This window comes from Rhodoglobus galactosidasius, assembly GCF_054957775.1.
In genome coordinates this window covers 21849-43393 of the sequence record NZ_JBQIAV010000004.1, presented here as the reverse complement: position 1 = coordinate 43393, position 21545 = coordinate 21849, and the positions used below count along the sequence as shown (strand labels likewise).

At 60.8% G+C, this 21545-nt stretch carries 22 protein-coding genes and 1 riboswitch; of the genes, 7 read left to right on the top strand and 15 right to left on the bottom strand.

Translation table 11 applies throughout. The annotated features are described in order from the left end of the window. The first annotated feature begins 8 nt into the window (after positions 1–8). The 4 genes from ACTJJW_RS06140 (at position 9) to ACTJJW_RS06125 (ending at position 3593) form a co-directional block, all read left to right on the top strand. Entirely contained in the window at positions 9–347 is a 339-nt protein-coding gene (locus tag ACTJJW_RS06140; RefSeq protein WP_462643256.1) for a hypothetical protein, read from the top strand. A 65-nt stretch (positions 348–412) separates the two neighbouring features. Next, complete coding sequence (locus ACTJJW_RS06135; protein WP_462643255.1) at positions 413–1108, top strand: DUF5819 family protein; 696 nt, start codon at positions 413–415, stop codon at positions 1106–1108. Next, on the top strand, positions 1105–2133 hold the full coding sequence (locus tag ACTJJW_RS06130; RefSeq protein ID WP_462643254.1) for a hypothetical protein: 1029 nt from the start codon (positions 1105–1107) through the stop codon (positions 2131–2133). Before ACTJJW_RS06135 ends, ACTJJW_RS06130 begins: the two co-directional genes overlap by 4 nt. Continuing rightward, positions 2130–3593, top strand: coding sequence for a phytoene desaturase family protein (locus ACTJJW_RS06125; protein ID WP_462643253.1), 1464 nt, complete (start codon positions 2130–2132; stop codon positions 3591–3593). Before ACTJJW_RS06130 ends, ACTJJW_RS06125 begins: the two co-directional genes overlap by 4 nt. 73 nt (positions 3594–3666) lie before the next feature. Here the strand turns inward: ACTJJW_RS06125 and ribH are convergent, their stop codons facing one another. From ribH to ACTJJW_RS06080, 9 genes are all read right to left on the bottom strand, one after another. Then, the gene (gene ribH / locus ACTJJW_RS06120; RefSeq protein ID WP_462643252.1) at positions 3667–4140 is read right to left on the bottom strand and encodes a 6,7-dimethyl-8-ribityllumazine synthase; all 474 of its coding nucleotides are present in this window, start codon (positions 4138–4140) and stop codon (positions 3667–3669) included. Then, positions 4137–5435, bottom strand: coding sequence for a 3,4-dihydroxy-2-butanone-4-phosphate synthase (gene ribB, locus ACTJJW_RS06115; RefSeq protein ID WP_462643251.1), 1299 nt, complete (start codon positions 5433–5435; stop codon positions 4137–4139). Before ribB ends, ribH begins: the two co-directional genes overlap by 4 nt. Beyond that, a complete protein-coding gene (locus ACTJJW_RS06110) occupies positions 5432–6055 on the bottom strand; it encodes a riboflavin synthase (RefSeq protein WP_462643250.1) in 624 nt (207 codons plus the stop codon). The genes ribB and ACTJJW_RS06110 overlap by 4 nt, the downstream gene beginning before the upstream one ends. Before the next feature lie 2 nt (positions 6056–6057). Beyond that, positions 6058–7179, bottom strand: a complete 1122-nt coding sequence (gene ribD / locus ACTJJW_RS06105) for a bifunctional diaminohydroxyphosphoribosylaminopyrimidine deaminase/5-amino-6-(5-phosphoribosylamino)uracil reductase RibD (RefSeq protein WP_462643249.1) — start codon at positions 7177–7179, stop codon at positions 6058–6060. Between the two features lie 101 nt (positions 7180–7280). Beyond that, a riboswitch (FMN riboswitch) is annotated at positions 7281–7434 on the bottom strand. 80 nt (positions 7435–7514) lie between these two features. Continuing rightward, complete coding sequence (locus ACTJJW_RS06100; RefSeq protein WP_462643248.1) at positions 7515–8243, bottom strand: HAD family hydrolase; 729 nt, start codon at positions 8241–8243, stop codon at positions 7515–7517. Between the two features lie 19 nt (positions 8244–8262). Further along, positions 8263–8829 carry a GNAT family N-acetyltransferase gene (locus tag ACTJJW_RS06095; RefSeq protein ID WP_462643247.1) on the bottom strand — a complete coding sequence of 189 codons (567 nt, stop codon included), beginning with the start codon at positions 8827–8829 and terminating at the stop codon, positions 8263–8265. Continuing rightward, positions 8829–9839, bottom strand: a complete 1011-nt coding sequence (trpS, locus tag ACTJJW_RS06090; protein ID WP_462643246.1) for a tryptophan--tRNA ligase — start codon at positions 9837–9839, stop codon at positions 8829–8831. The genes ACTJJW_RS06095 and trpS overlap by 1 nt, the downstream gene beginning before the upstream one ends. Before the next feature lie 12 nt (positions 9840–9851). Then, positions 9852–10712 (bottom strand): exodeoxyribonuclease III, encoded by an 861-nt coding sequence (locus ACTJJW_RS06085; RefSeq protein WP_462643245.1) that lies wholly within the window; start codon positions 10710–10712, stop codon positions 9852–9854. Positions 10713–10758: 46 nt separating this feature from the next. Further along, on the bottom strand, positions 10759–11838 hold the full coding sequence (locus ACTJJW_RS06080) for a YihY/virulence factor BrkB family protein (protein ID WP_462643244.1): 1080 nt from the start codon (positions 11836–11838) through the stop codon (positions 10759–10761). Between the two features lie 55 nt (positions 11839–11893). Here ACTJJW_RS06080 and ptsP point away from each other — a divergent pair, with 55 nt between their 5' ends. Continuing rightward, entirely contained in the window at positions 11894–13540 is a 1647-nt protein-coding gene (gene ptsP / locus ACTJJW_RS06075) for a phosphoenolpyruvate--protein phosphotransferase (protein ID WP_462643243.1), read from the top strand. Here the strand turns inward: ptsP and ACTJJW_RS06070 are convergent. The 6 genes from ACTJJW_RS06070 to ACTJJW_RS06045 form a co-directional block, all read right to left on the bottom strand. Continuing rightward, entirely contained in the window at positions 13537–14235 is a 699-nt protein-coding gene (locus tag ACTJJW_RS06070; RefSeq protein ID WP_462643242.1) for a flavodoxin family protein, read from the bottom strand. The genes ptsP and ACTJJW_RS06070 overlap by 4 nt on opposite strands. Positions 14236–14293: 58 nt before the next feature. Then, a complete protein-coding gene (locus ACTJJW_RS06065; RefSeq protein ID WP_462643241.1) occupies positions 14294–15052 on the bottom strand; it encodes a succinate dehydrogenase iron-sulfur subunit in 759 nt (252 codons plus the stop codon). Next, positions 15052–16866 carry a succinate dehydrogenase flavoprotein subunit gene (gene sdhA, locus ACTJJW_RS06060; protein ID WP_462643240.1) on the bottom strand — a complete coding sequence of 605 codons (1815 nt, stop codon included), beginning with the start codon at positions 16864–16866 and terminating at the stop codon, positions 15052–15054. Before sdhA ends, ACTJJW_RS06065 begins: the two co-directional genes overlap by 1 nt. After that, positions 16867–17313 carry a succinate dehydrogenase hydrophobic membrane anchor subunit gene (locus ACTJJW_RS06055; RefSeq protein ID WP_462643239.1) on the bottom strand — a complete coding sequence of 149 codons (447 nt, stop codon included), beginning with the start codon at positions 17311–17313 and terminating at the stop codon, positions 16867–16869. A 2-nt stretch (positions 17314–17315) separates the two neighbouring features. Continuing rightward, positions 17316–17726: a succinate dehydrogenase, cytochrome b556 subunit gene (sdhC, locus tag ACTJJW_RS06050; RefSeq protein WP_462643541.1), complete on the bottom strand. Its 411-nt coding sequence runs from the start codon at positions 17724–17726 to the stop codon at positions 17316–17318. A 244-nt stretch (positions 17727–17970) separates the two neighbouring features. Further along, on the bottom strand, positions 17971–19101 hold the full coding sequence (locus ACTJJW_RS06045) for a glycosyltransferase family 4 protein (protein WP_462643238.1): 1131 nt from the start codon (positions 19099–19101) through the stop codon (positions 17971–17973). A 90-nt stretch (positions 19102–19191) separates the two neighbouring features. Here ACTJJW_RS06045 and ACTJJW_RS06040 point away from each other — a divergent pair, with 90 nt between their 5' ends. Beyond that, positions 19192–20313 carry a mannose-1-phosphate guanylyltransferase gene (locus tag ACTJJW_RS06040; RefSeq protein ID WP_462643237.1) on the top strand — a complete coding sequence of 374 codons (1122 nt, stop codon included), beginning with the start codon at positions 19192–19194 and terminating at the stop codon, positions 20311–20313. 130 nt (positions 20314–20443) lie between these two features. Continuing rightward, on the top strand, positions 20444–21541 hold the full coding sequence (locus ACTJJW_RS06035; RefSeq protein WP_462643236.1) for a BMP family lipoprotein: 1098 nt from the start codon (positions 20444–20446) through the stop codon (positions 21539–21541). Positions 21542–21545: the final 4 nt, after the last annotated feature.

Here is a 21545-nt window from a genome sequence, read left to right as displayed (position 1 = left end):
GAGAGAGAATGACGAAGTTCCTTCCGAAAATCGCCTTGGGCGCTGCGCTGACACTTGGGTTGGCGAGTACGTCCTTTGTGGCCACCGCTGCGCCGACGGCCACACCGGCCGCTTCCAGTAGTTCGATTGTCGCTGGTCAAGCTTTTGCGGCTGCTGCAGTCGCGGATCCCGATGGCCAGGACGGCTCAGCATCACCGCAGGCGGTCCCTGCTGTGGTCGCCACCGCGTTCGTCGTTGGTGCTGCCAGCGCAGCGGGAGCGGCCGTCGGCGCATGGGTCGCAGGCAAGATCATTGGCATCTGGAGCGTCGCGGGTGAAACCCCAGTCGCTATAACTGCGTTCGATTAATCTAGGAGGGTCCTCCCGCACTCTACGGGAGGACCCGTTTCCCCGGCACCGGAATCGGAGTGGCAATGTCTCAGCCCAGTCAAAAGTCCAACAGTTCAAGGACTGGGTCTCGAATAGCGGCCGTAGGTGCAGTTTGTGTTCTCTCGCTCCACTTCGGGTTCACATTTCTCCATGTTGCTCCAGCTAATCCCCTTAGCCAGCAGTTCGCGCCCGCGACCGGACTGTGGATGAGCCCACTATTTGATCAAAACTGGGAACTCTTTGCTCCAGATCCGGTGTCACGAGATACCGGATTGCTGGTCCGGGGTACGGCGGGCGGTGACGAACTCGGCGGGTTCGTCGATCTTTCCACCGCGATGCTGGAACGCAAGTTACACAACCTGGTTCCTGACAATTTGCATTACACGGTGAGCAGCGCCACCCACAACCTGTTATCGGCGCGACAGGACCTCATTCGCAATGAGGCTGTTCTCGCGGAGTTCCCTAACGCGGCTGACTCGGGGCTATTCCTCAGCGAGGACCTGCTCGATGCAGGGCCGGAACCGTTACGCACCGCTTACAAGCGCACGGTGGATGCTGTCGTGCAGCTGGCTATCAAAGGTGTGCGTGACGAAACCGGAGTGACGCCGGATGCTGTGCAAGTACGGATTGTCACTCATGAATTTCCGCGCTGGTCGAAGCGGGACGATGCCGGAGTGGGCGAAGTTTTCTACTCCGACACGCCCTGGCTGACCGCCACCGGAGAGGAAATACCCTCATGACGTTTTCGAACACACGCAGACTCGATCCTCGTGCTCTGGGAATGGCCGGGCTGGATTGGCTTTCGCAGCGTCGACACGGCACCAGGGTTATTTCGCTAGTGCGCATCGGCTACGGGGCTACAACAATACTCATGCTCCTCATCAACCTGCCCGTTCGGCAGCAGATCTGGGGTGTCGAAGCAGCGTATACCTGGGATCTGTTTATGCAGACATCTCTGGCAGGTGGGCAACCGTCACTCTACGTTCTGTCCTCTAGCGCCGTGTACGCCGACATCCTCTATTTCGCGCTCTTGACAGCGGCCATTCTCTTCACCCTTGGATGGCACACCCGCACTATTACGGTGATTTTTTTCGTATTGCTCTGGTCATTGCATGCTCGGAATCCCCTCGCGACGAACGGGGGCGACAACCTAGCTCGGATAATTCTTGTCTACTTGGTGTTTGCTCAAGTTGGGGCACACTGGTCGCTAGATTCCCTCCGCGCCCGTCGTCGCCTTGCATCCGGGAGACCGAGGCGACGAGAGCGGGTCATTGGCACTGTCGCTCACAACGCGGCTCTCATAGCCTGCGTTGCACAGGTCTGCGTGCTCTATGCGACTTCAAGCCTGTTCAAGGTGCAAGGCGAGATGTGGCAAAACGGCACTGCGCTCTACTACATACTCCGCACAGCGGACTACAACAGCTGGCCCGAGGTAACGGCCTTCGTGTATCAATGGCCGATTGTGGTTGTCGGCGCCACCTATACGGCCGTATTTGTGCAATTGTGCCTACCGTTCGCACTCGTCAACCGGTGGGCGAAAGCCGTTCTGTTGCCTCTCGTGCTTGGCATGCATGTCGCGATTGGAATACTCATGGGTCTGCCGTTCTTCTCGCTGTACATGGTGGTGACTGACCTCTTCTTACTCACGGATAGGGATGTGCGGCTAGCAAAGGTATATGTGACCGGTTACCTAGCCCGACTTGGGGCGGGCCGACCGGGCAGAATGCCTAGCTTGGTCGCGCCGGAGCTGGTGACTGACAAGTGAGCGTCCCTGATGCGTACGTTGTCGGCAGCGGACCCAATGGGCTGGCGGCGGCGGTCACTCTCGCCCGAGCCGGTTTAAGCGTGAGCGTCGTCGAAGCGAACGATCAGTGGGGCGGAGGGTTGCGCAGCAGCGAGCTGACGCTGCCTGGCTTCCTGCACGACGAATTCGCCGCCGTCCATCCGATGGCGCTGGCGTCACCGTTCTTCCAAGCTTGGAAATTGAGCGAGCGGGTCGACTTCGTGGTGCCGGAGACGTCATACGGACATCCGTTGTCCGGTGGAGCGGTCTACGCCCATCGGGACCTCGAAGCTACGGTAGCGGGCCTAGGGGACAACCGCGGCAGCGGTCGCACCTGGCGGGAGCTCTTCGGGCCCCTCATTGAGAGGATCGATGACTTAGCGGAGCTGACCCTCGGGCCGTTGTGGCGCCTCCCATCCGACCCCGGACTCGCCGCCCGGCTCGGCTATACAACGATGAACTTGGCAGAGACTTTCTGGCGCAACACGTTGAGGGATCCCCGGGCAAGGGCGCTTCTCGCAGGAGTGTCGGCGCATGCGGTCGGGAGGATGCCGTCACTCGCGGTTGTGGGGGCGGGTACCGTGCTGGCGTCCCACGCACACGCGCGCGGCTGGGGCATTCCTGTCGGCGGTTCCCAGCAGATTGCCGACGCGCTCGTCGCAGACATCATCGCGCACGGAGGATCAATTGAGCTGGGCCATAACGTAACCAGCCTCAATGAACTCGCTGACGCGCGGGTGGTGCTTCTCGATGTGACCCCTAAGGCACTACTCCAGATTGCCGGTGACCGTTTGCCCGCCCAGTACAGAAGAGACCTAGCCCGGTTTCGACATGGCAATGCTGCGGCCCGGGTGGACTTCGCGCTCGATGGACCAGTGCCCTGGACAGAACCGCAGCTCAGAAATCCGGCGGCCCTTCACTTGGGTGGAACCTGGAATCAGATCCGGAACAGCGAACGGGAGGTTAGTCGCGGCAAACATCCCGAGAACCCCTATGTTTTGCTTTCGCAACCCACGGTCCACGACTCCAGCAGGGCACCGGCCGGCCGGCACATAGTGTGGGCCTATACGCACGTTCCCGCAGGGTCGCGGCGCAATCCGACCGAAAAGATTACTGCCGCGATCGAACGGTTGGCCCCGGGATTCCGTGATCGTATTCTACAATCCAGCGGCCGCAGCGCCATGGATCTCAACTCATCCAACGCCAACCTCGTGGGCGGGGACATCACGGGAGGCGCGATGACTCTGCAGCAGTTGGTGGCTCGTCCCGTCGTGTCTGCCGATCCTTGGCGCACTCCCGCTCGTGGTATCTACCTCTGCTCAGCTTCAACGTCGCCCGGACCGGGCGTACACGGGATGGCGGGATGGCATGCTGCCCGCTCGGCCCTTCGGCATGAATTCGGTCTCGATGATCCATTGACGTCGGCTAGCGAAAGCAAGTGACTCACACCCCTTCCCCATCGACCAGCCGAGTGTTTGGAGATGCTGGAGGTGCTGAGTCGAGGTTAGATGCTCGCTATGCGCCGCGAATCTGACGCAACAGCACCGCCGTCGCGATGGCCGCGTTTGCGGCTTCCTCGCCCTTGTCCTCTTTCGAGCCTTCTAGCCCGGCGCGGTCGAGACCCTGCTGCTCATCGTCAAGCGTGAGCACGCCAAAACCGACAGGCTTGCCGGTGAGGATCGACACCTGCGTTAGGCCACTGGTGGCAGCATCCGAGACGTATTCAAAGTGGGGTGTTCCGCCACGGATGATCACACCGAGCGCAACCACGGCATCCGCACCGGCATCGAGCGCAGCCTTGCTTGCGACGGGCAGCTCAAAGCTGCCCGGCACACGAATCTCGGTCACCTCGGCGTTGGCTGCGGCGAGGGCGCGGTGCGCTCCGGCGAGCAGGCCGTTGGTGATCTCTTCATGCCAGTGTCCGGCAACAATCGTGACTTTGAGGCCGGTTGCATCGGTCGAAATTTCGGGGGATCCTGCGCCACTCATAGTGCGCCTCTCTGTGTGCTCAGGCCTGCTTCATTGAGTACGGCCGTGGATGGAAGAGCGTGGCCCATGCGGTCACGCTTAGTTTCGAGGTAACCCTCATTGGTGGCGCTTACGCCAGCCACTAGGGGAACGAGTTCGGTCACCACAATGCCGCGCTCCTCAAGCTGGCGTTGCTTCTCCGGGTTGTTGCTGAGCAACCGCACCGACGAAATACCCAAGTCTTTGAGGATGCCAACGGCCGCCCCATAGTCACGGGAATCAGCGGGCAGTCCCAAAGCCAGGTTTGCATCGAGGGTGTCGAGTCCGTCTTCTTGCAGGCGGTAGGCACGCAGCTTATTGATGAGCCCGATGCCTCGTCCCTCGTGGCCGCGAAGATAAATCACAGCGCCACCCTCACGCTGCACAGTCTCGAGGGAGACATCCAACTGGGGGCCGCACTCGCATTTGAGTGAACCGAAAGCTTCGCCCGTGAGGCACTCCGAGTGCACGCGCACCAGGATGGGTTCGTCACCGATGCGATCGAGGGTTCCTGGTGCGATGAAGGCGACATGGTCGGCGCCGGTGGAGTGGTCGCGGTAGGCGCGCACCGTAAAAGAACCGTGCGAAGTGGGGATCGTGGTCTCAACCTCAAACGACACCCGTGCCATCTCAGGGATCGGCGCGATCGGTGCAGGAATGGTGTCGCAACGGTTCTCTTCGAGCCAGTGCATGAGCGCCTCAATCGTGATGACGAGCACGTTTTCGCGCTGACCGAACTCGAGCAGCTCGGGCAGACGCATCATCTCGCCGGAGTCGTGCACGATCTCTGAGATCGCAGCAACTGGGCGAAGGCCCGCAAGTTTCATTAGATCGACGGATGCCTCGGTGTGGCCGTCGCGCTCGCGGACGCCGCCATCAACCGCACGCAGCGGCAAAATGTGCCCGGGGCGGTGGAGGCTTGACGGTATCGAGAGAGGGTCGGCGAGCACCCGCAGGGTGTGGGCGCGGTCAGAGGCGCTGATGCCGGTACTGAGACGGGCAGCGGCATCCACTGACACTGTGTACGCGGTGCCACGGGGGTCTTCGTTGACGCTCACCATCGGCGGCAGGGCCAAGGCATCAGCGATCTCGTTAGTCATGGGTGCGCAAATGAATCCGGAGGAGTGGCGCACCATCCAGGCAATCCACTCTTGACTGGCGAGCTCGGCCGAGATGATGACATCGCCCTCATTCTCGCGGCCCTCATCGTCAGCGACGATCACGGGGCGACCATCGCGCAGTGCTTCGATGGCTTCGGGGATAGTGGCCAGACTCATGACTCGGTCCTTTCGTGACGCTGATCTGCGTCGGTGAACTCAGCCATTCGGGCCACATGACGCGCCAGAATGTCTGTCTCGATGTTGACGGAGTCGCCCACAGCGAGCGCTCCCAACGTTGTAGCGGTCAAAGTCTCCGGAATCAGCGACACCTCAAACCAGTCGCGGCCCACAGCGCTCACCGTGAGTGAGACACCGTGTACGGCAATGGAGCCTTTACGCGCGACAAGCGGGGCCAGTTCCTCGGTGAGGCTGAAGCGTAGAACGCGCCAGCTGCCCTCATCCTCGATGCTGACTACTGTGCTGGTGCCATCGATGTGACCCTGCACGATGTGACCGCCGAGGCGATCTCCCACCTGCATTGCGCGCTCGATGTTGACGTGATCGCCGGCAGCAATTGTGCCGAGAGTGCTCATGGCGATTGTGACGCCCATGACGTCGGCCGTGAACCAGTCCGGGCCCTGATCAACAACGGTGAGGCACACGCCGCTAACGCTGATGGAGTCGCCGTGGCCAGCGTCCAGCACCGCACCGGGGGCGCGAACGGTGAGTCGTGCGCCGTCGGCGGTGGCAGCGAAGTCGACGACCTCGCCAAGCTCTTCAATGATTCCGGTAAACACGGTTACTCTCCCGTTTCTGTCGCTGGGGTGGCGACTACTGTGTCCGTTGTCGACCGCGCAGACCGTGCGCCAGCCGCTGGCCGGGCGACAATAAGCACATCGTTGCCCAGGGGGCGCAGTTCGGTGATGCTGAGATCTTTTGCCTCAGCAATGGTGGAAACCCCGAGCTCGCCGAGCGCGACCCTGGGGCCGCCTAACAGTTTCGGGGCCAAATAGATGAGCAGTTCATCCGCGAGACCCGCAGCGATGAAGGCGCTCGCAATAGTGGGGCCACCCTCAACAAAGATGCGCCGGATGCCCGTCTCAAACAGTTCGGAGAGTGCGGCGTTCAGGTCGCTGCCGTCACATTGACGCAGTTGTTCGGGGTGTTGGCGCAGCCGCGCATCTGCCGGAATCTCGCGCCGCCCCAGCACCACCGGCTGCGGTTGCCAGTCGAGCAACTCGCCGCCGTCTCCCCGCGCGGTTAGGCTCGGGTCATCGGCGAGCACAGTGCCCGTGCCCACGACGATCGCATCGGCGCGGGCACGTTGCTCGTGCACGTGCTGACGCGCGGCGGTGCCGGTGATCCACTGGCTTGTGCCATCGGCGGCCGCAGCGCGACCGTCAAGGCTTGATGCCCACTTCACGGTGACGTGCGGGCGTTGCAGGCGAGTGGCGGTAAGCCAGCTGTGCAAGAATTCTTCGGCCTCAGCCGCCGCGATGCCCTCGATGACCTCAACCCCCGCTGCGCGCAGTCGTTGGCTTCCGCCGCCCGAATGCTTGCCAGGGTCAGACACCGCAAAAACAACGCGGCTAATGCCGGAAGCAATCAAGGCCTCAGAGCACGGCCCGGTGTGACCCTGGTGATTGCACGGTTCGAGAGTGACGACGGCGGTGAGGCCCGTGGCGTCGGTTCCCGTCACATCGCCAACAAGTTGGGCAGCGCCGAGCTTGGCGAGGGCATCCACCTCAGCGTGGGGCGTGCCCGCACCGCGATGCCAGCCTTCAGCAACTATCTCTCCAGCGGCATCCACGAGCACGCAACCGACCTGGGGGTTTCCGCCGGTGATGGGGCCGTGACTGGCAAGCGACAGCGCATGAAGCATCAGCTTCTCGAACTGTGCGTGCTGTTCTGGGGTGCTCATCCGGTCTCTCGTCTCAGGGGACGGGCTCCGGGAAATGGGTTCTAAAAACCCGCTTCACCATTGTGGCTCACCAAGAGATTTCGGTTCACCAATATGTTAAAGCCGTGCTTCCTCTCATCCGGACTGAGAGACCTTGCGATCTCATTACCGTCGGTCCCGGAGTTTCACCAGGTCAACCGGTCAGAAGCTTTCACTTCATCGCGGTTCGCGGACTATCACCGCCGGTTCGGACTTTCACCGACCCCGGAGCACGTTGTACTGCACTTAGTGTACTCAACGTGGCTGCGCGGAAAGTATTCCCACGAAATATGACGACGGCTGTGTGTGCTGCCGCGTTAGTTGAATAGGTCGTCGAGTTCGCTGAGCGAGTGGATGACCGGTACCCCGGCCGCGCGAGCTTCCTCCAGTTGCGCTTCGGTCGCGGTGCGTTCGCGGTCGAGCCACACCCCGGTGAGTCCGGCATTGGCGGCTCCCAACGCATCCGTCGCAAAGCGGTCGCCGACGTAGAGCGCCTGCGCAGGAGTGACGCCAACGAGTTCGCAGGCGTGCTGAAAGATTCGAGAGTCGGGCTTGGTGTAGCCGAATTGGCCACTGGCGATGAGGTGTTCGATACGCCCGGTGAGGCCGACAGCGCTGACCTTGGCCGTCTGAAAGTCGAGTTCACCGTTCGTGATGATGCTGATGCGCGCAGCGGGGGAGCGGGCATCGAGTGCGTCGAGGCAGGCAAGGGCATCGTCGTGGAGGTGCCAGGCTGCGCGGTAGGCCTCGAAGTAGGTGTCGAACCAGTGGCTGGCTTCGGCATCCGTGAGGGTCACGCCGTAGGGTTCGACGAAGCCGCGGGCGCGCGCCTGTCGTTGGCCTTCGAAGGTGAGTTCACTGCTCAAGTAGCGGTGGTAGTGGAGTTCCTCAAGGGCAGTCCAGCGTGCGCTTTCGGTGACATCATCCGGGCCGGCCGCGAGGGTGGGCCCGACCGCACGACGGTGGTTACGGATTGCCAAGTCGACTGCTGCGCGGTGCGCGAAGAGGGTGTCGTCGAGGTCAAACAGTGCGACGGTGATGCTCATGCAGCCATTTCGGTGGGAGTTAGATCGGCCACGGCTGACCGGATTCGACCGCGTAGCTGGGGTTCTCATCGGGGCCGGTGAGGGTTGCCCACCACGACGGCGGGTGTGTGCCCCCGCGGTATTCGCTCGACGCGGGTTCGATGCCGGTGTAGACGAAACCGAGGCTCTTGGCGATGGCGGCGGATGCTTTGTTGCCGACGAGGGCTTCCCAGCGCACTTCTGGGCGACCGGTGGAGAACACCCAACGCGCGACCTCGGCGACAGCTTCTTTCATGAACCCGTTGCCGCGGTGGGGTGCGCCCATCCAGTAGCCGATGGTGTCGTTGTAGATGCGAAAGCTGATGACGCCGAGCAGTTCTGTCTTGCCGGTTTCGCGGATAGCCCACGTGTATTCGTCGTCCTCGTCCCACCACTGTGGCACGAGGTTGTTGATGAAGAATTCGGCGTCTGACTTCGCGTACGGCCAGGGGATCGTGAGGGTGTGCTCAAAAATCGGGTCTTGGCAGTGGGCGGTCATCAGCTCTACGTCGTCGCCGGTGAGGGCGTCGAGCGTGAGGCGTTCGCTGCTGAGAGTAAAGGTCTGCATTAGCGCACCCGCGGCAAGAAGCCGACCCGGTCATAAACGCGGTCAAGAGTCTGCTGGGCCATTTCGCTCGCGCGTTCAGCATTCTTGCTGAGCATGCGGTCAAGTTCGGCAGGGTCATCCAAAAGTTCAAGGGTGCGTTCGCGCACGGGCGTGAACTCGGCGGTCACGACCTCAGCAACGTCCTTCTTGAGGTCGCCGTAGCCTTTGCCCTCAAATTGCGCTTCGAGGTCGGCAATGGATGTTCCACTAAACGTGGAATGCAGGGTGAGCAGGTTCGAGACGCCCGGCTTTGCTCCGCGATCGAAACGAATCTCGCGGTCAGCATCAGTCACAGCAGATTTGATCTTCTTGGCCGTCTTGGATGGCTCGTCGAGCAACCACAGCACGCCCGCATCCGTCGTCGCTGACTTGCTCATCTTTGACTCGGGGTTCTGCAGGTCGTAGATTTTGGCGGTGGCTTTCTGAATCTGCGGTTCTGGAATCACGAAGGTGTCACCGAAGCGGGAGTTGAAGCGGGTGGCGAGGTCGCGGGTGAGTTCGATGTGTTGACGCTGATCTTCACCGACAGGCACGATCGCGGTGTCGTAGAGCAGGATGTCGGCAGCCATGAGCACGGGGTAGGTGAAGAGACCAACGGAGGCGGCATCCGATCCCTGCTTCGCTGACTTGTCTTTGTACTGGGTCATGCGAGAGGCTTCACCGAAACCGGTGATGGTGTTGAGCACCCAGGCAAGTTCGGCGTGGGCGGGCACCTGCGATTGCACGAACAGCACGGAGTTTTCGGGGTCGATGCCACCGGCGATGTACTGGGCGGCGGTGCGACGGGTCTGCGCGCGCAGCAGTTCGGGTTCTTGCGGCACCGTGATGGCGTGCATATCGACAACGCAGAAGATGGCGTCATAGTTTTTCTGCATCTCGCGCCACTGCATGAGTGCGCCAATGTAGTTGCCCACATGGAGCGAATCGGCAGACGGCTGCATACCTGAAAACAGGCGAGGTGTGGTGCTCATGGGCTAATTCTTTCAGATGGAATAGTCAACAACGACGGGAGCGTGATCGCTCCACCGCTCATCCCACGCCCCGGCCTTATCGATGCGGTAATCCGCAACCGAGGCAGCCAACGCGGGGGTGGCGACGTGGTAGTCGATGCGCCAACCGGTGTCATTGTCAAAAGCTTGGCCGCGCTGCGACCACCAGCTGTAGGGGCCGTCAACTTCTCCGGCGAACTGGCGGCCAACATCCACCCAGCCGAGGCCGGGGCCGGTTGTGCCGTCAACACACTCCACGATGCTGCCGTGCTCGCCAAAGAAGCGGTCGAAGTAGGCACGCTCCTCGAGCAGGAAGCCAGCATTCTTGCGGTTGCCGCGCCAATTCTTGATGTCGAGCTCGCGGTGACCGACGTTGAGGTCGCCGACCATGAGGGCATGGTCGCTGTGGGCAGCAAGCTCGGGCAGACGTACGAGCATGGCCTCTAAGAACTTGTACTTCTCAACCTGCTTGGGGGTGTCAACAACGCCCGAGTGCACGTAGGTGCTCACGACGGTGACCGTCGTGCCGTCGACATCGAAGTCGGCTTCAAGCCAGCGCCCGGCGCTATCAAAATCGTCGGCACCGAGCGCAACCCGGTGAGCAAGAGGGGCGGATGCCGCAGACCCCTTGCGTGAGGCCAGCGCGACACCGGCGCGGCCCTTTGCCGTCGCGGCGTCGTGCAGGATGTTCCAGCCATCGCCGAGCAGCCCTTCGACGTCTGCGTCGGCTGCGCGCACCTCTTGCAGCGCGAGAATGTCGATGTCACGGGCATCCAACCAGTCGCCCATGCCCTTGCGGTAGGCGGCGCGAACACCATTGACGTTGACGGATGCGATGCGAAGATGTGTTGCCATGCCTCAAGACTACCGAGGGCCACAGACGCTCGTTTCGCCGTCGGACCTATCGCTTATTGTTGCGCTTGATCATTCGTTTAAGTGTGCGTGTGAACCTGTTCTGGTTGGTCTTCTTGTTCTCGTTGGCCGTACCGCCCTCGTGACGGTTCCCGCGTGTGCCTTCACCAGCCTCGGCTTCTTCAGCGGTCTTCGTCGATTGCACCGCACGCGGAGCATCCGGGTCGCGCTTATCGCCGCTGATGTCGAGGTCGGCATCGTCAGCACCCACAGCAATCCAGGCCGAACCAATGAGAATGATTTGGCAGATCAGGTTGAACCAGATCAGCAGACCGATGATCACCGCAAATGACGCGAGTAGCGGGTTGCGAGTTGCCCCGTCAAGCAGGAAACTTCCGCCGAACTTGAGAGCGCCGAGGGCGACCGCCGCGATGATCGTGCCCTGGGCGAGCAGCCGGAACGGAATCCTTATGCCCGAAATAATTCGGTAAAACACACCGAGCGTTGCGGCGTCGAGAACGAACACCACGGCTACAGCAATGATTTGGGTTGCCGTGCGCGCGGCCAGCGAATCTTCGTTGATAGAGACGAGGTCGAGCACCCAATTGAGCGCGGCAGTGCTTGCTACGGAGAGTACGGCTGACGCAGTAACGGCGAGCCCGAAGCCAATAGCGAGACCGGCATCTTTCAGCTTCAGCACCAGAAAGTTGGTTTCTGAATTATCGAGCCCGAACATCGAACGGATCGCGCTGCGACCCGAGGCGATCCAGCCCAGCGCGGTGAAGGCTAAACCGACGGCGGCGATCACCCCAGTGATGCCCAGTACCTGTGAGTCCGCAAGGGTTTCGCGTGTGATGGCACCGTTGCCGCTTCCGTCGCCGATCAGTCCAGGAATGTTGGTCGAAATGAAGTTGTAGACGGCATCGAGCAATGCCGGATCGCCCTGCACTACAAGCCCGGCGACGGCGAAGGCGACCCAGAGCGCAGCGAATACGGCAAAGATTGCCTGATACGAGAGTCCAAACGCTAACAGCAGGCCGAGTTTGTCGGTGTAGTGCAGCAACACCCTCACGGGGCGAAGCCCCGTTACCCAATCAATGGCTGGTTTCAGTCGTTGCGCAAGCTGCATCCCTCAAGAATAGCTAGGCTGACTGTGCGTAACGCAGAAGAGAGGATCACATCACATGGAACTTCAGGGTGTTGGAGTGGGACGATCGGTTGCCGTGGGAAAGGTCGTGCGCATGCCCGACCCGCTGCCGGAACCGAAAGATTCACGCCACTCAGGCGATGCCGCAGCAGAGCAAGAAGCCGCGGCCTCAGCGCTGACATTTGTGGCTGCCGATCTTCGGGAACGCGCAGAGAAGGCGGATGCCGAAGCCAATGAGGTGCTGACAGCTACAGCACTTATGGCCGAAGACCCTTCGATTCTCGAGAGCGTCAACGAAATCATCGACGGCGGCAAGACCGCAGAGCGAGCCGTGTTTGAGGCGTTTGGCAAGTTCCGTGACATGTTGATTTCTCTTGGCGGAATGATGGCCGAGCGTGCCACCGACCTCGGCGATGTCAGCCAGCGCGTGGTTGCGCGCCTCCGTGGCGTCGAAGCCCCGGGTGTTCCTCAGCGCGATGAGCCATTCGTTTTGGTCGCTGATGACCTCGCTCCCGCAGACACTGCCCTTCTCGAACTCGACAAGGTGCTTGCGCTCGTCACCCGCCAGGGTGGCCCAACTAGCCACACCGCGATCCTTGCGCGCTCCAAGGCGATCCCTGCGATCATGGGCGTTGCCGAAGCGCTCGAGCTCGCCGACGACACCCTGGTGATTGTGGATGCCGGTGCCGGCACCATCACGACAGAGCCCACCGATGAACAGCGATCCGCCGCAGAAGCCCGCATTGCCGAACTCGCAGCCGCAGCCAACGCCCCCATCACGGATGGCGCGCTCGCCGATGGCACTCTCGTGCCGTTGCTGGCCAACCTTGGTACGCCCTCAGAGGCCGCACAGGCCGTCGAACTTGGTGCTGAAGGTGTTGGACTGTTCCGCACCGAACTGATGTTCCTCGACGCAACGACCGCGCCGACCGTAGAAGAGCAGACCGCCGAATACACGGAGATGCTGAAGCACTTCCCCGGCAAAAAGGTTGTCGTGCGTGCCCTCGATGCTGGCGCAGACAAGCCGCTCAGCTTCATGGACATGGGCGAAGAGGCGAACCCCGCCCTCGGCCAGCGCGGACTGCGCTCACTGCGAGTCAACGAAAACATTCTGCGTGACCAGCTCATCGCTCTCGTCAACGCACAAAATGCCACAGATGCCGACCTTTGGGTGATGGCGCCGATGGTGTCGGATGCCGAAGAGACCGACTACTTCGTCGCCCTCGGTCGCGAACTCGGCCTCAACACTGTTGGTGTTATGGCAGAGGTTCCGTCGCTCGCAGTGCTCGCCGACCAGGTGGCCGAACGCAGTGACTTCGTCTCCATTGGCTCAAACGACCTCACCCAGTACACGCTGGCAGCGGACCGGATGCTCGGCACCTTGGCCAAGTTCCAAGACCCGTGGCATCCAGCCGTGCTTCGCCTCGTGAAGATGATCGGTGCCGCCGGCGCCGCTGCAGGTAAGCCCGTAGGTGTCTGTGGAGAAGCTGCCGCTGACCCCCAGCTCGCGGTTGTGCTCGTCGGCTTGGGTGTAACGAGCCTGTCGATGACGCCTCAGGCACTCGCCGATGTGCGTGCTGAACTCAAGACGGTAACGCTTGAGCAGGCCACAGTGCGCGCCGAAGCAGCGATCAACGCGACCACCGGCCCAACAGCTCGTGAGGCCGCCGCAAACGCTAGTTAGCGATACTCAGGGTTCGCGTCGAAGCCGAATCGCTTGCCGTCGTTCCACTCGGCTGGCACGTTGCCCTCGGCAGGGATGCCGCCGTTGGCGTTGAGCATCGTCGCCAAGTGGATGAGGTTGTGTGCCATGAAGGTGGTGTTGCGGTTCGTGAAGTCGTTCTCTGGACCGCCTGAGCCGTCGTCGAGGTAGCTGGGGCCTGGACCGACTTCGCCAATCCAGCCAGCATCGGCCTGCGGCGGAATCGTGTACCCGATGTGCTGCAAGCTGTACAGAATGTTGGATGAGACGTGCTTGACGCCATCTTCGTTGCCGGTCACGAGTGCGCCGCCAACCTTGCCGTAGAACACGTATTGGCCTTTGTCGTTGGTTTCGCCGCTGTGGGCGTAGAGCCGTTCGATGATCTTTCGCGACTCTGACGACTGATCGCCAAGCCAAATTGGGCCAGCCAATATGAGGATGTCTGCGGCTTTGACCTTCTGCCAGAGCTCAGGCCAGGCATCCTCATCCCAGCCATGCTCGCGCATATCTGGATACACGCCCGGCGCGATTGTGTGGTCGACCGCGCGAACGACTTCCGTGGAAACCCCGGCTTTTTCGAACACGAGTCGGCTTCGTTCGATGAGGCCTTCCGTGTGGCTGAGTTCGGGCGAACGCTTGAGCGTTGTGTTGATATAGAGCGCTTTCAATGTCGTCATGCGTTGCAGCGTACGCCGCTCGCCTGACTACAAACACATAGCTGCAGAGTGCGCCCCGTTACGGCTTTCCCTTGATGATTGCCTGCTTCACTTCAGCAATTGCCTGAGTGACCTGGATGCCGCGAGGGCATGCGTCGGTGCAGTTGAAGGTGGTGCGGCAACGCCACACACCCTCTTTGTCGTTGAGGATGTCGAGGCGAACCTGTGATCCCTCATCGCGCGAATCGAAGATGAAACGGTGCGCGTTCACGATGGCGGCAGGACCGAAATACTGTCCGTCAGTCCAGAACACGGGGCATGCCGACGTGCACGCGGCGCACAGGATGCACTTGGTGGTGTCATCGAAGCGTGCGCGCTCTACGGGGCTCTGCTTGCGTTCCTTGCCGCCCTTGGTGGCACCAGCCATCAGGAACGGGTTGATCTCCTTATAGGAGTCGAAGAACGGCTCCATGTCAACGATCAGGTCCTTCTCCAGCGGAAGCCCCTTGATGGCTTCAACGTAGATCGGCTTCGTGATGTCGAGATCTTTGATCAGGGTCTTGCAGGCCAGGCGATTGCGGCCATTGATGCGCATCGCATCCGAACCACAAACACCGTGCGCGCACGAGCGACGGAAGGTCAACGAGCCATCCATCTCCCACTTGATCTTGTGCAGGGCATCAAGAACGCGGTCGGTCGGGTAGACCTCCACGTCAAAGTCTTCCCAGCGCGGCTCTTCGTCAACCTCCGGATCAAAACGGCGGATGATGAGCGTCACAGTGAAGGTCGGGATGACCTCGGGTGCGGCGGGCTTTTTGTCAGCGACGGCAGTGCTCATTAGTACTTTCTCTCCATCGGCGGGTAGTTCGTGATCACGACCGGCTTCCAGTCGAGTCGGATGTGGTCACCCGCCTCTTCTGATTCTGGGTCGCCCGTGAGGTACGCCATCGTGTGCACGAGGAAGTTCTCGTCGTCACGATCGGGGTAGTCCTCACGCATGTGGCCACCACGGCTTTCTTTGCGTGACCGTGCCGAGAATACGAGTACTTCGGCGAGGTCGAGCAAGAAGCCCAGCTCTACGGCCTCAAGCAGGTCGGTGTTGAACCGCTTGCCCTTGTCGTGCAGCTGAATGTTCTTGTAGCGTGCGCGCAGCTTCTGGATGAGGTCGGTTACCTCTTCGAGGCTTTCATCCGTGCGGAAGATCTGTGCGTTGCGGTCCATCGAGACCTGTAACTCTTTGCGGATCGCGGCAATACGCTCCGTGCCATCGCCGGCACGAACCATGTCGAGGATGTTCTTGACGCCGCCAGCAGGGTTCTCGGGCAGCGGCACGAACTCGGCCGTCTTCACGTATTCGACGGCGGCCTTTCCGGCACGCTTTCCGAAGACGTTGATGTCGAGCAGCGAGTTGGTTCCCAAACGGTTGGAGCCGTGAACAGAAACACACGCGCACTCGCCAGCGGCGTAAAGGCCCTTGACGACATCCGTGTTGTTGCGAAGCACTTCGGCTTGCACGTTGGTCGGGATGCCACCCATGGCGTAGTGCGCGGTCGGCAGCACGGGAACGGGCTCGGTGTATGGCTCGACGCCTAGATAGGTGCGAGCGAACTCGGTGATGTCAGGGAGTTTCTCGTCGATGACGGCAGGCTCAAGGTGAGTGATGTCGAGGAACAGGTAGTCCTTGTCAGGACCAGCTCCACGACCTTCACGAATCTCGGTGGCCATCGAGCGCGCGACGATGTCACGCGGCGCGAGGTCCTTGAGCGTTGGCGTGTAGCGCTCCATGAAGCGCTCACCTTCGGCGTTGCGCAGGATCGCACCTTCGCCTCGAGCCGCTTCAGAGAGGAGGATGCCGAGGCCAGCCAACCCGGTGGGGTGGAACTGGAAGAACTCCATGTCTTCGAGCGGTAGGCCCTTGCGCCAGATGATTCCGACACCGTCACCGGTAAGGGTGTGGGCGTTGGAGGTCGTCTTGAAGATCTTGCCGAATCCACCGGTAGCGAAGATAGTCGCCTTCGACTGGAACACGTGAAGGTCGCCGGTTGAGAGCTCGTACGCAACAACGCCCGAGGGCTGTTCGATGCCGTCAACCTCGGTCATGACGAGGTCGAGCACATAGAACTCGTTGAAGAAGTTGATGCCGAGGCGTACGCAGTTTTGGTACAGAGTCTGAAGAATCATGTGACCGGTGCGGTCAGCGGCATAGCAGGCGCGGCGAACAGGTGCCTTGCCGTGCTCGCGAGTGTGACCACCGAAGCGACGCTGGTCGATCTTGCCATCTTCGGTTCGGTTGAACGGCAGACCCATGTTCTCAAGGTCGACCACCGCGTCGATGGCCTCTTTAGCGAGGATCTCTGCCGCATCCTGGTCAACCAGGTAGTCGCCACCTTTGACGGTGTCGTAGGTGTGCCACTCCCAGTTGTCGTCCTCGACGTTTGCCAAAGCCGCAGCCATGCCACCCTGCGCCGCGCCAGTGTGCGAACGCGTGGGATAAAGCTTGGAGATCACTGCGGTCTTGGCGTGCGGGCCAGCTTCAATAGCCGCGCGCATGCCGGCGCCACCGGCGCCAACGATCACAATGTCGAACTGGTGGTAGTGGACTCCATCGATGATGGTTCCGTCGGCGATATCGCCAGTGTTAATCGTAGACAATTAGCGTCCCTCACAGATGCTGGAAAGCAGAGCTGGGTCAGCTCCGGCGGGGCAGGGATCGAAGGTGGTGATCACCAGGGTTCCCAACAAGATCAGAATTGCCGTGGATGTGGCGATACCGATCAGTAGAACTTTGCGCACCTTCGGGTTGGTTGCGTAGTCGTTGACGAGCGTGCGCATTCCGTTGCCGCCGTGGATCAGCGCGAGCCACAACATGAGGCCGTCCCAGATCATCCAGAACGGGTCGGAAAGCTTTCCGCCGACGAACGCGAAGTCGATAGCCTTGACGCCTTCACCGGCAACGAGGTTGACGAAGAGGTGGCCGAAGATGAGAACGATGAGCACAACGCCAGAAGCGCGCATGTAGATCCATCCCCATTTTTCCCAGTTGATTCCGCCGGTGCGGCGGCCACGGGTAGAGGTGCGGGGGGCTTCGATGAGACTCATGCTCAACCTCCGAAGACGTTTATTAGCTGGCGGGGAATGAATCCGGCGAGCAGAACCAGCCAGAGACCGATGACGACCCAGAACATTGCGCGCTGGTGCTTGGCACCGAATGCCCAAAAGTCGATCAGGATGATCCGCAGGCCGTTGAAGGCGTGGAACGCGATTGCCGCAACTAGGGCGATCTCGCCAAGGCCCATCACGGGCGTCTTGTAGGTCTCAATCACCTGGTTATATGCCTCAGGGCTCACACGCACGAGCGCGGTGTCAAGAATGTGCACAAGAAGGAAGAAGTAGATAGCAACACCGGTAATACGGTGCAGCACCCACGACCACATGCCCTCGTTGCCCCGATACAGGGTGCCAGCAGGTCTCCTGGGTGAGCGAATCTTAGACGGAGACTTCGGCTCCGCCACTAGGTTGCTCGCCGACTTCTCTGGCACGAGGACCCTCCTTGCGGTGTGGGGTCGCGTCCACCGCGACCGATGATTGTCCGCACAGCGGACCCACCCAGTCTATTCCCGCTAGGAGGCCCCCGCTTCCCACTGCGCTCTAAACAGCGAGAATTCCACGATCTTTTCGCGAATTTTGCCAAACTTAACGAGCCGGAGTCGGCTCGTGTGCAAATTCTTTCCACATCGCGGTGTTCCTCAAATGCGGTTAGCGCACGACCGGAGCAACAGCTCCGGCAAGTGTCGCTTTATAGTGCTCAACTAGCTGCGCGCAGACGCCATCCCACGACTTGCCGAGCACCGTGCGTCGGCCAGCCTCACCCATGCGGCCTCGAAGCTCAGGGTCAATCGCGAGAGCCTCAACAAAGGCGCGAAGTTGGCCCTCGTTGTCTGCCTCAAAGAGAAAACCGTCAGTGCCGTGATCAATGAGATCAATCGGTCCGCCGGAGCGAGGAGCCACCACGGGCAGACCCGCCGAGTGCGCTTCTTGAAGAGTCTGGCCGAAGGTCTCTTCGGTGCCGGTGTGCACAAAGACATCGAACGCCGCATAGGCAGTGGCCAACTCTTCGCCACCCAGTTTGCCCAACCACGTGACCGGGGTGTCGGCGAGTTCCCTCTTAACAGAAGGAACCGATGGGCCGTCACCCACGATAGCCACGCGCACTCCGTTCAGGCCGTGCAGCGCTCGTAGGCGCTCCACCTGCTTTTCGGGGGCAATGCGGCCGACGTAGCCGACAACGACTTCACCGTTGGGGGCCAATCGCTTGCGGAGCTTCGCGGCAGCGGGAGTGAGTTTCTTGCCCGGGTGATACATCGTGAGATCAACACCGCGACCCCAGCGCTCAAGTCGGGTGAGCCCGATGGCCCGTAGATCGGCCATCGCGGTGCTGGAGGGAGCGAGAGTGAGTTGGGCTCCATCGTGGATCCAGTGCACGATGCGCCAGGCCAGTTTCGTTGCCGGGCCCAGATGATTGCGACGGGCGTAGCCGGCGACATCCGTCTGAAAGATCGCAACGGTGGCAATGCCGAGCCGGTTGGCGGATGCGATTGCTTGCGCTCCGAGCATGAACGGTGCAGCAGCATGCACGACATCCGGTCGAAAGTCAGAAATCAGTTTGTGCACTTGAGGGTTGGGCAGCCCAACCGGAAACTGGCGGTAGGCCAGCGCTGGTACCGAGTGGACGGTGAACCCCGCATACGTCTTGGGTGCACCAGCCGAGGGACAGATCACGATTGCTTCGTGGCCCTCGACGCTTAAATAGTCGAGCACCTTCAGCACGCTGTTGGTGACGCCATTGACAGTGGGGAGAAAGCTTTCGCTAACAATGGCGACCCGCAAATTCAGCACCTCAATCGGTTGTCGTGAGGCTCACGCTAGGAGGTGCGGGTAACGGGGGAGTTAACGGGTGCTGAAGTCTAAGGTGGAGGCATGAGCCAACTTCAGGCCCCGTTTGACAACTTCTACAGCGTGATCCCTGCCGGTGGCATCGGTTCGCGCCTGTGGCCGCTCTCGCGGGCAGATGCCCCCAAGTTCTTGCACGACCTCACCGGGTCGGGCCAGACCCTGCTTCGTGACACGTGGGATCGACTGGTTCCGCTCTCCGGAGCCGACCGCATCATGGTCGTCACCGGCCGAGCTCATCGTGCTGCCGTCGAAAAGCAGCTTCCCGAACTGAGCGACCCCAACGTCGTGCTCGAGAGCGAGCCGAAAGACTCGTCTGCCGCGATCGGCCTTGCCGCAGCGATTTTGCTCAAGCGCGACCCCAACGTTGTCATTGGGTCGTTTGCTGCTGACCATGTCATTCGGGACATCCGCGGATTCCGTCGCAGTGTGCGTGAATCGATAGCAGTGGCCAACGCCGGTTACATTGCTGCCATTGGCATCACGCCGTCAGAGCCAGCGATCGGGTTCGGTTACATCCACTGCGGCGGTGCGATTGAGGTTGAGGGCGCTCCGAGCGCTGTCTCGGTTAAGTCGTTTGTCGAGAAGCCCGACTTCGAGACCGCCCAGTCCTACGTGGATAGTGGCGATTACCTCTGGAACGGCGGGATGTTCATCTCCCGCGCAGACGTACTGCTTGAACAATTGGGCAAAGCCGAGCCCGAACTAGTCGCCGGCCTGACTGAACTTGCCGAGGTATGGGACACCCCAGAACGCGGCGCTGTCGTCGATCGTGTCTGGCCCCACCTCGCCAAGATCGCGATTGACTACACCGTTGCCGAACCCGCTGCCGCAGAGGGTCGCCTTGTCGTCGTTCCTGGTGATTTTGATTGGGATGACGTTGGAGACTTTGCATCGATCGCCAAGTTGCACTCTGGCGGGCGCAAATCTGACCTCGCGATCCTCGGTGAAAATGCCCGAGTGCTCGCCGATAAGTCGACCGGAGTGGTGATTAGCCAGACTGACCGGCTTATTTCTCTCATTGGGGTAAACGACATTGTTGTGGTCGATACTCCCGACGCTTTGCTGGTTACGACAACTGCGAACGCTCAGCGCGTCAAATCTGTAGTGGATGCTCTAAAAATCTCTGGCCGGAACGACGTCTTGTGACGGCCTGATTTCGCGTTTGTAACCTTTCGGCTTCAGCGCTCATATTCGCACGATCATTTTCTGGATTCTTCGGTAGCGTAGGTGCATTATCTTTCGACAATTTCTGTCGGACAGCATCTTGGAGGACACCTTGAGAATCAGCACTCACGGCCGCGCACTCAGCGGCATGGCGCTCGTTGCAACGAGCGCACTCGTACTCGCCGGTTGCGCAGCTGCACCCGAAGAGACCGACGCAGGCTCGGGCGAAACACTCGACTTCCTTCCCTGCATGGTTTCTGACTCGGGCGGGTTCGACGACAAGTCGTTCAACCAGCTCGGCTACGAAGGCATCGAGACTGCAGCGAAAGACCTCGGCGTCGAGTTCCTCACCGTTGAGTCAACCAGCGATGCAGACTACGCACCCAACATCGAGAGCCTCATCGCTGAAGGTTGTGACCTGATCGTTACGGTCGGATTCAACCTTTCTGCAGCTACCGTCGAGTTCGCCCTCGCAAACCCCGACGTCAACTTCGCAATCGTTGACGACGCGGCCGACAACGACTTCGACGGCACGACCGACGCAGACAACATCAAGCCGATTCTGTTCGACACCGCAGGGGCAGCGTTCCTCGCAGGTTACGCCGCAGCAAGCTACTCCTCGACAGGTGTTGTTGGAACCTATGGCGGAATGAACTTCCCCACCGTTTCAATCTTCATGGATGGCGCGGCTCAGGGTGTTGACTACTACAACTCCGAAAAGGGTGCAGATGTCACGGTCCGCGGTTGGGATGTTGCAGCACAGGACGGAACGTTCATTGGTAGCTTCGCTCCCGGAACCGACTCGCGTTCAGCAGCTCAGAACCTGATCGACCAGGGTGCAGACGTACTGCTTCCCGTTGGCGGCCCGATCTTCCAGAGCGCGGTTGAGGCAATCCGCGACTCGGGCAAGGACATCGCCGTGATCGGTGTAGACGCTGACCTTACCGAGACCGAGACCGCAGCAGCGGACTTGTTCCTCACTTCGATCCTCAAGCAGATCAAGGTTGCTGTTTCGGAAGTTGTGACTGAAGCATCGGGCGGATCGCTCGACACCACGCCTTACGTGGGAACGCTCGAAAACGGTGGAGTCGGCATTGCGCCGTTCCATGACTTCGAGTCGAAGGTTGATGGTGGCCTCGAAGCAGAGCTCGTTGCTGTAAAGGACGGCATCATCTCCGGCGACATCACCGTGAAGTCGTACCTGAACTAGTTAG

Coding starts and splice junctions, on each gene's coding strand:
- ACTJJW_RS06055 (WP_462643239.1), bottom strand. CDS start 17,313: ATGAGTCTCATCGAAGCCCCCCGCACCTCTACCCGTGGCCGCCGCACC.
- trpS (WP_462643246.1), bottom strand. CDS start 9,839: ATGAGCACCACACCTCGCCTGTTTTCAGGTATGCAGCCGTCTGCCGAT.
- ACTJJW_RS06070 (WP_462643242.1), bottom strand. CDS start 14,235: ATGACGACATTGAAAGCGCTCTATATCAACACAACGCTCAAGCGTTCG.
- ACTJJW_RS06140 (WP_462643256.1), top strand. CDS start 9: ATGACGAAGTTCCTTCCGAAAATCGCCTTGGGCGCTGCGCTGACACTT.
- ACTJJW_RS06040 (WP_462643237.1), top strand. CDS start 19,192: ATGAGCCAACTTCAGGCCCCGTTTGACAACTTCTACAGCGTGATCCCT.
- ribH (WP_462643252.1), bottom strand. CDS start 4,140: ATGAGTGGCGCAGGATCCCCCGAAATTTCGACCGATGCAACCGGCCTC.
- ACTJJW_RS06085 (WP_462643245.1), bottom strand. CDS start 10,712: ATGGCAACACATCTTCGCATCGCATCCGTCAACGTCAATGGTGTTCGC.
- ACTJJW_RS06065 (WP_462643241.1), bottom strand. CDS start 15,052: ATGAGCACTGCCGTCGCTGACAAAAAGCCCGCCGCACCCGAGGTCATC.
- ACTJJW_RS06095 (WP_462643247.1), bottom strand. CDS start 8,829: ATGCAGACCTTTACTCTCAGCAGCGAACGCCTCACGCTCGACGCCCTC.
- ptsP (WP_462643243.1), top strand. CDS start 11,894: ATGGAACTTCAGGGTGTTGGAGTGGGACGATCGGTTGCCGTGGGAAAG.
- ACTJJW_RS06135 (WP_462643255.1), top strand. CDS start 413: ATGTCTCAGCCCAGTCAAAAGTCCAACAGTTCAAGGACTGGGTCTCGA.
- ribB (WP_462643251.1), bottom strand. CDS start 5,435: ATGAGTCTGGCCACTATCCCCGAAGCCATCGAAGCACTGCGCGATGGT.
- ACTJJW_RS06130 (WP_462643254.1), top strand. CDS start 1,105: ATGACGTTTTCGAACACACGCAGACTCGATCCTCGTGCTCTGGGAATG.
- ACTJJW_RS06100 (WP_462643248.1), bottom strand. CDS start 8,243: ATGAGCATCACCGTCGCACTGTTTGACCTCGACGACACCCTCTTCGCG.
- ribD (WP_462643249.1), bottom strand. CDS start 7,179: ATGAGCACCCCAGAACAGCACGCACAGTTCGAGAAGCTGATGCTTCAT.
- ACTJJW_RS06080 (WP_462643244.1), bottom strand. CDS start 11,838: ATGCAGCTTGCGCAACGACTGAAACCAGCCATTGATTGGGTAACGGGG.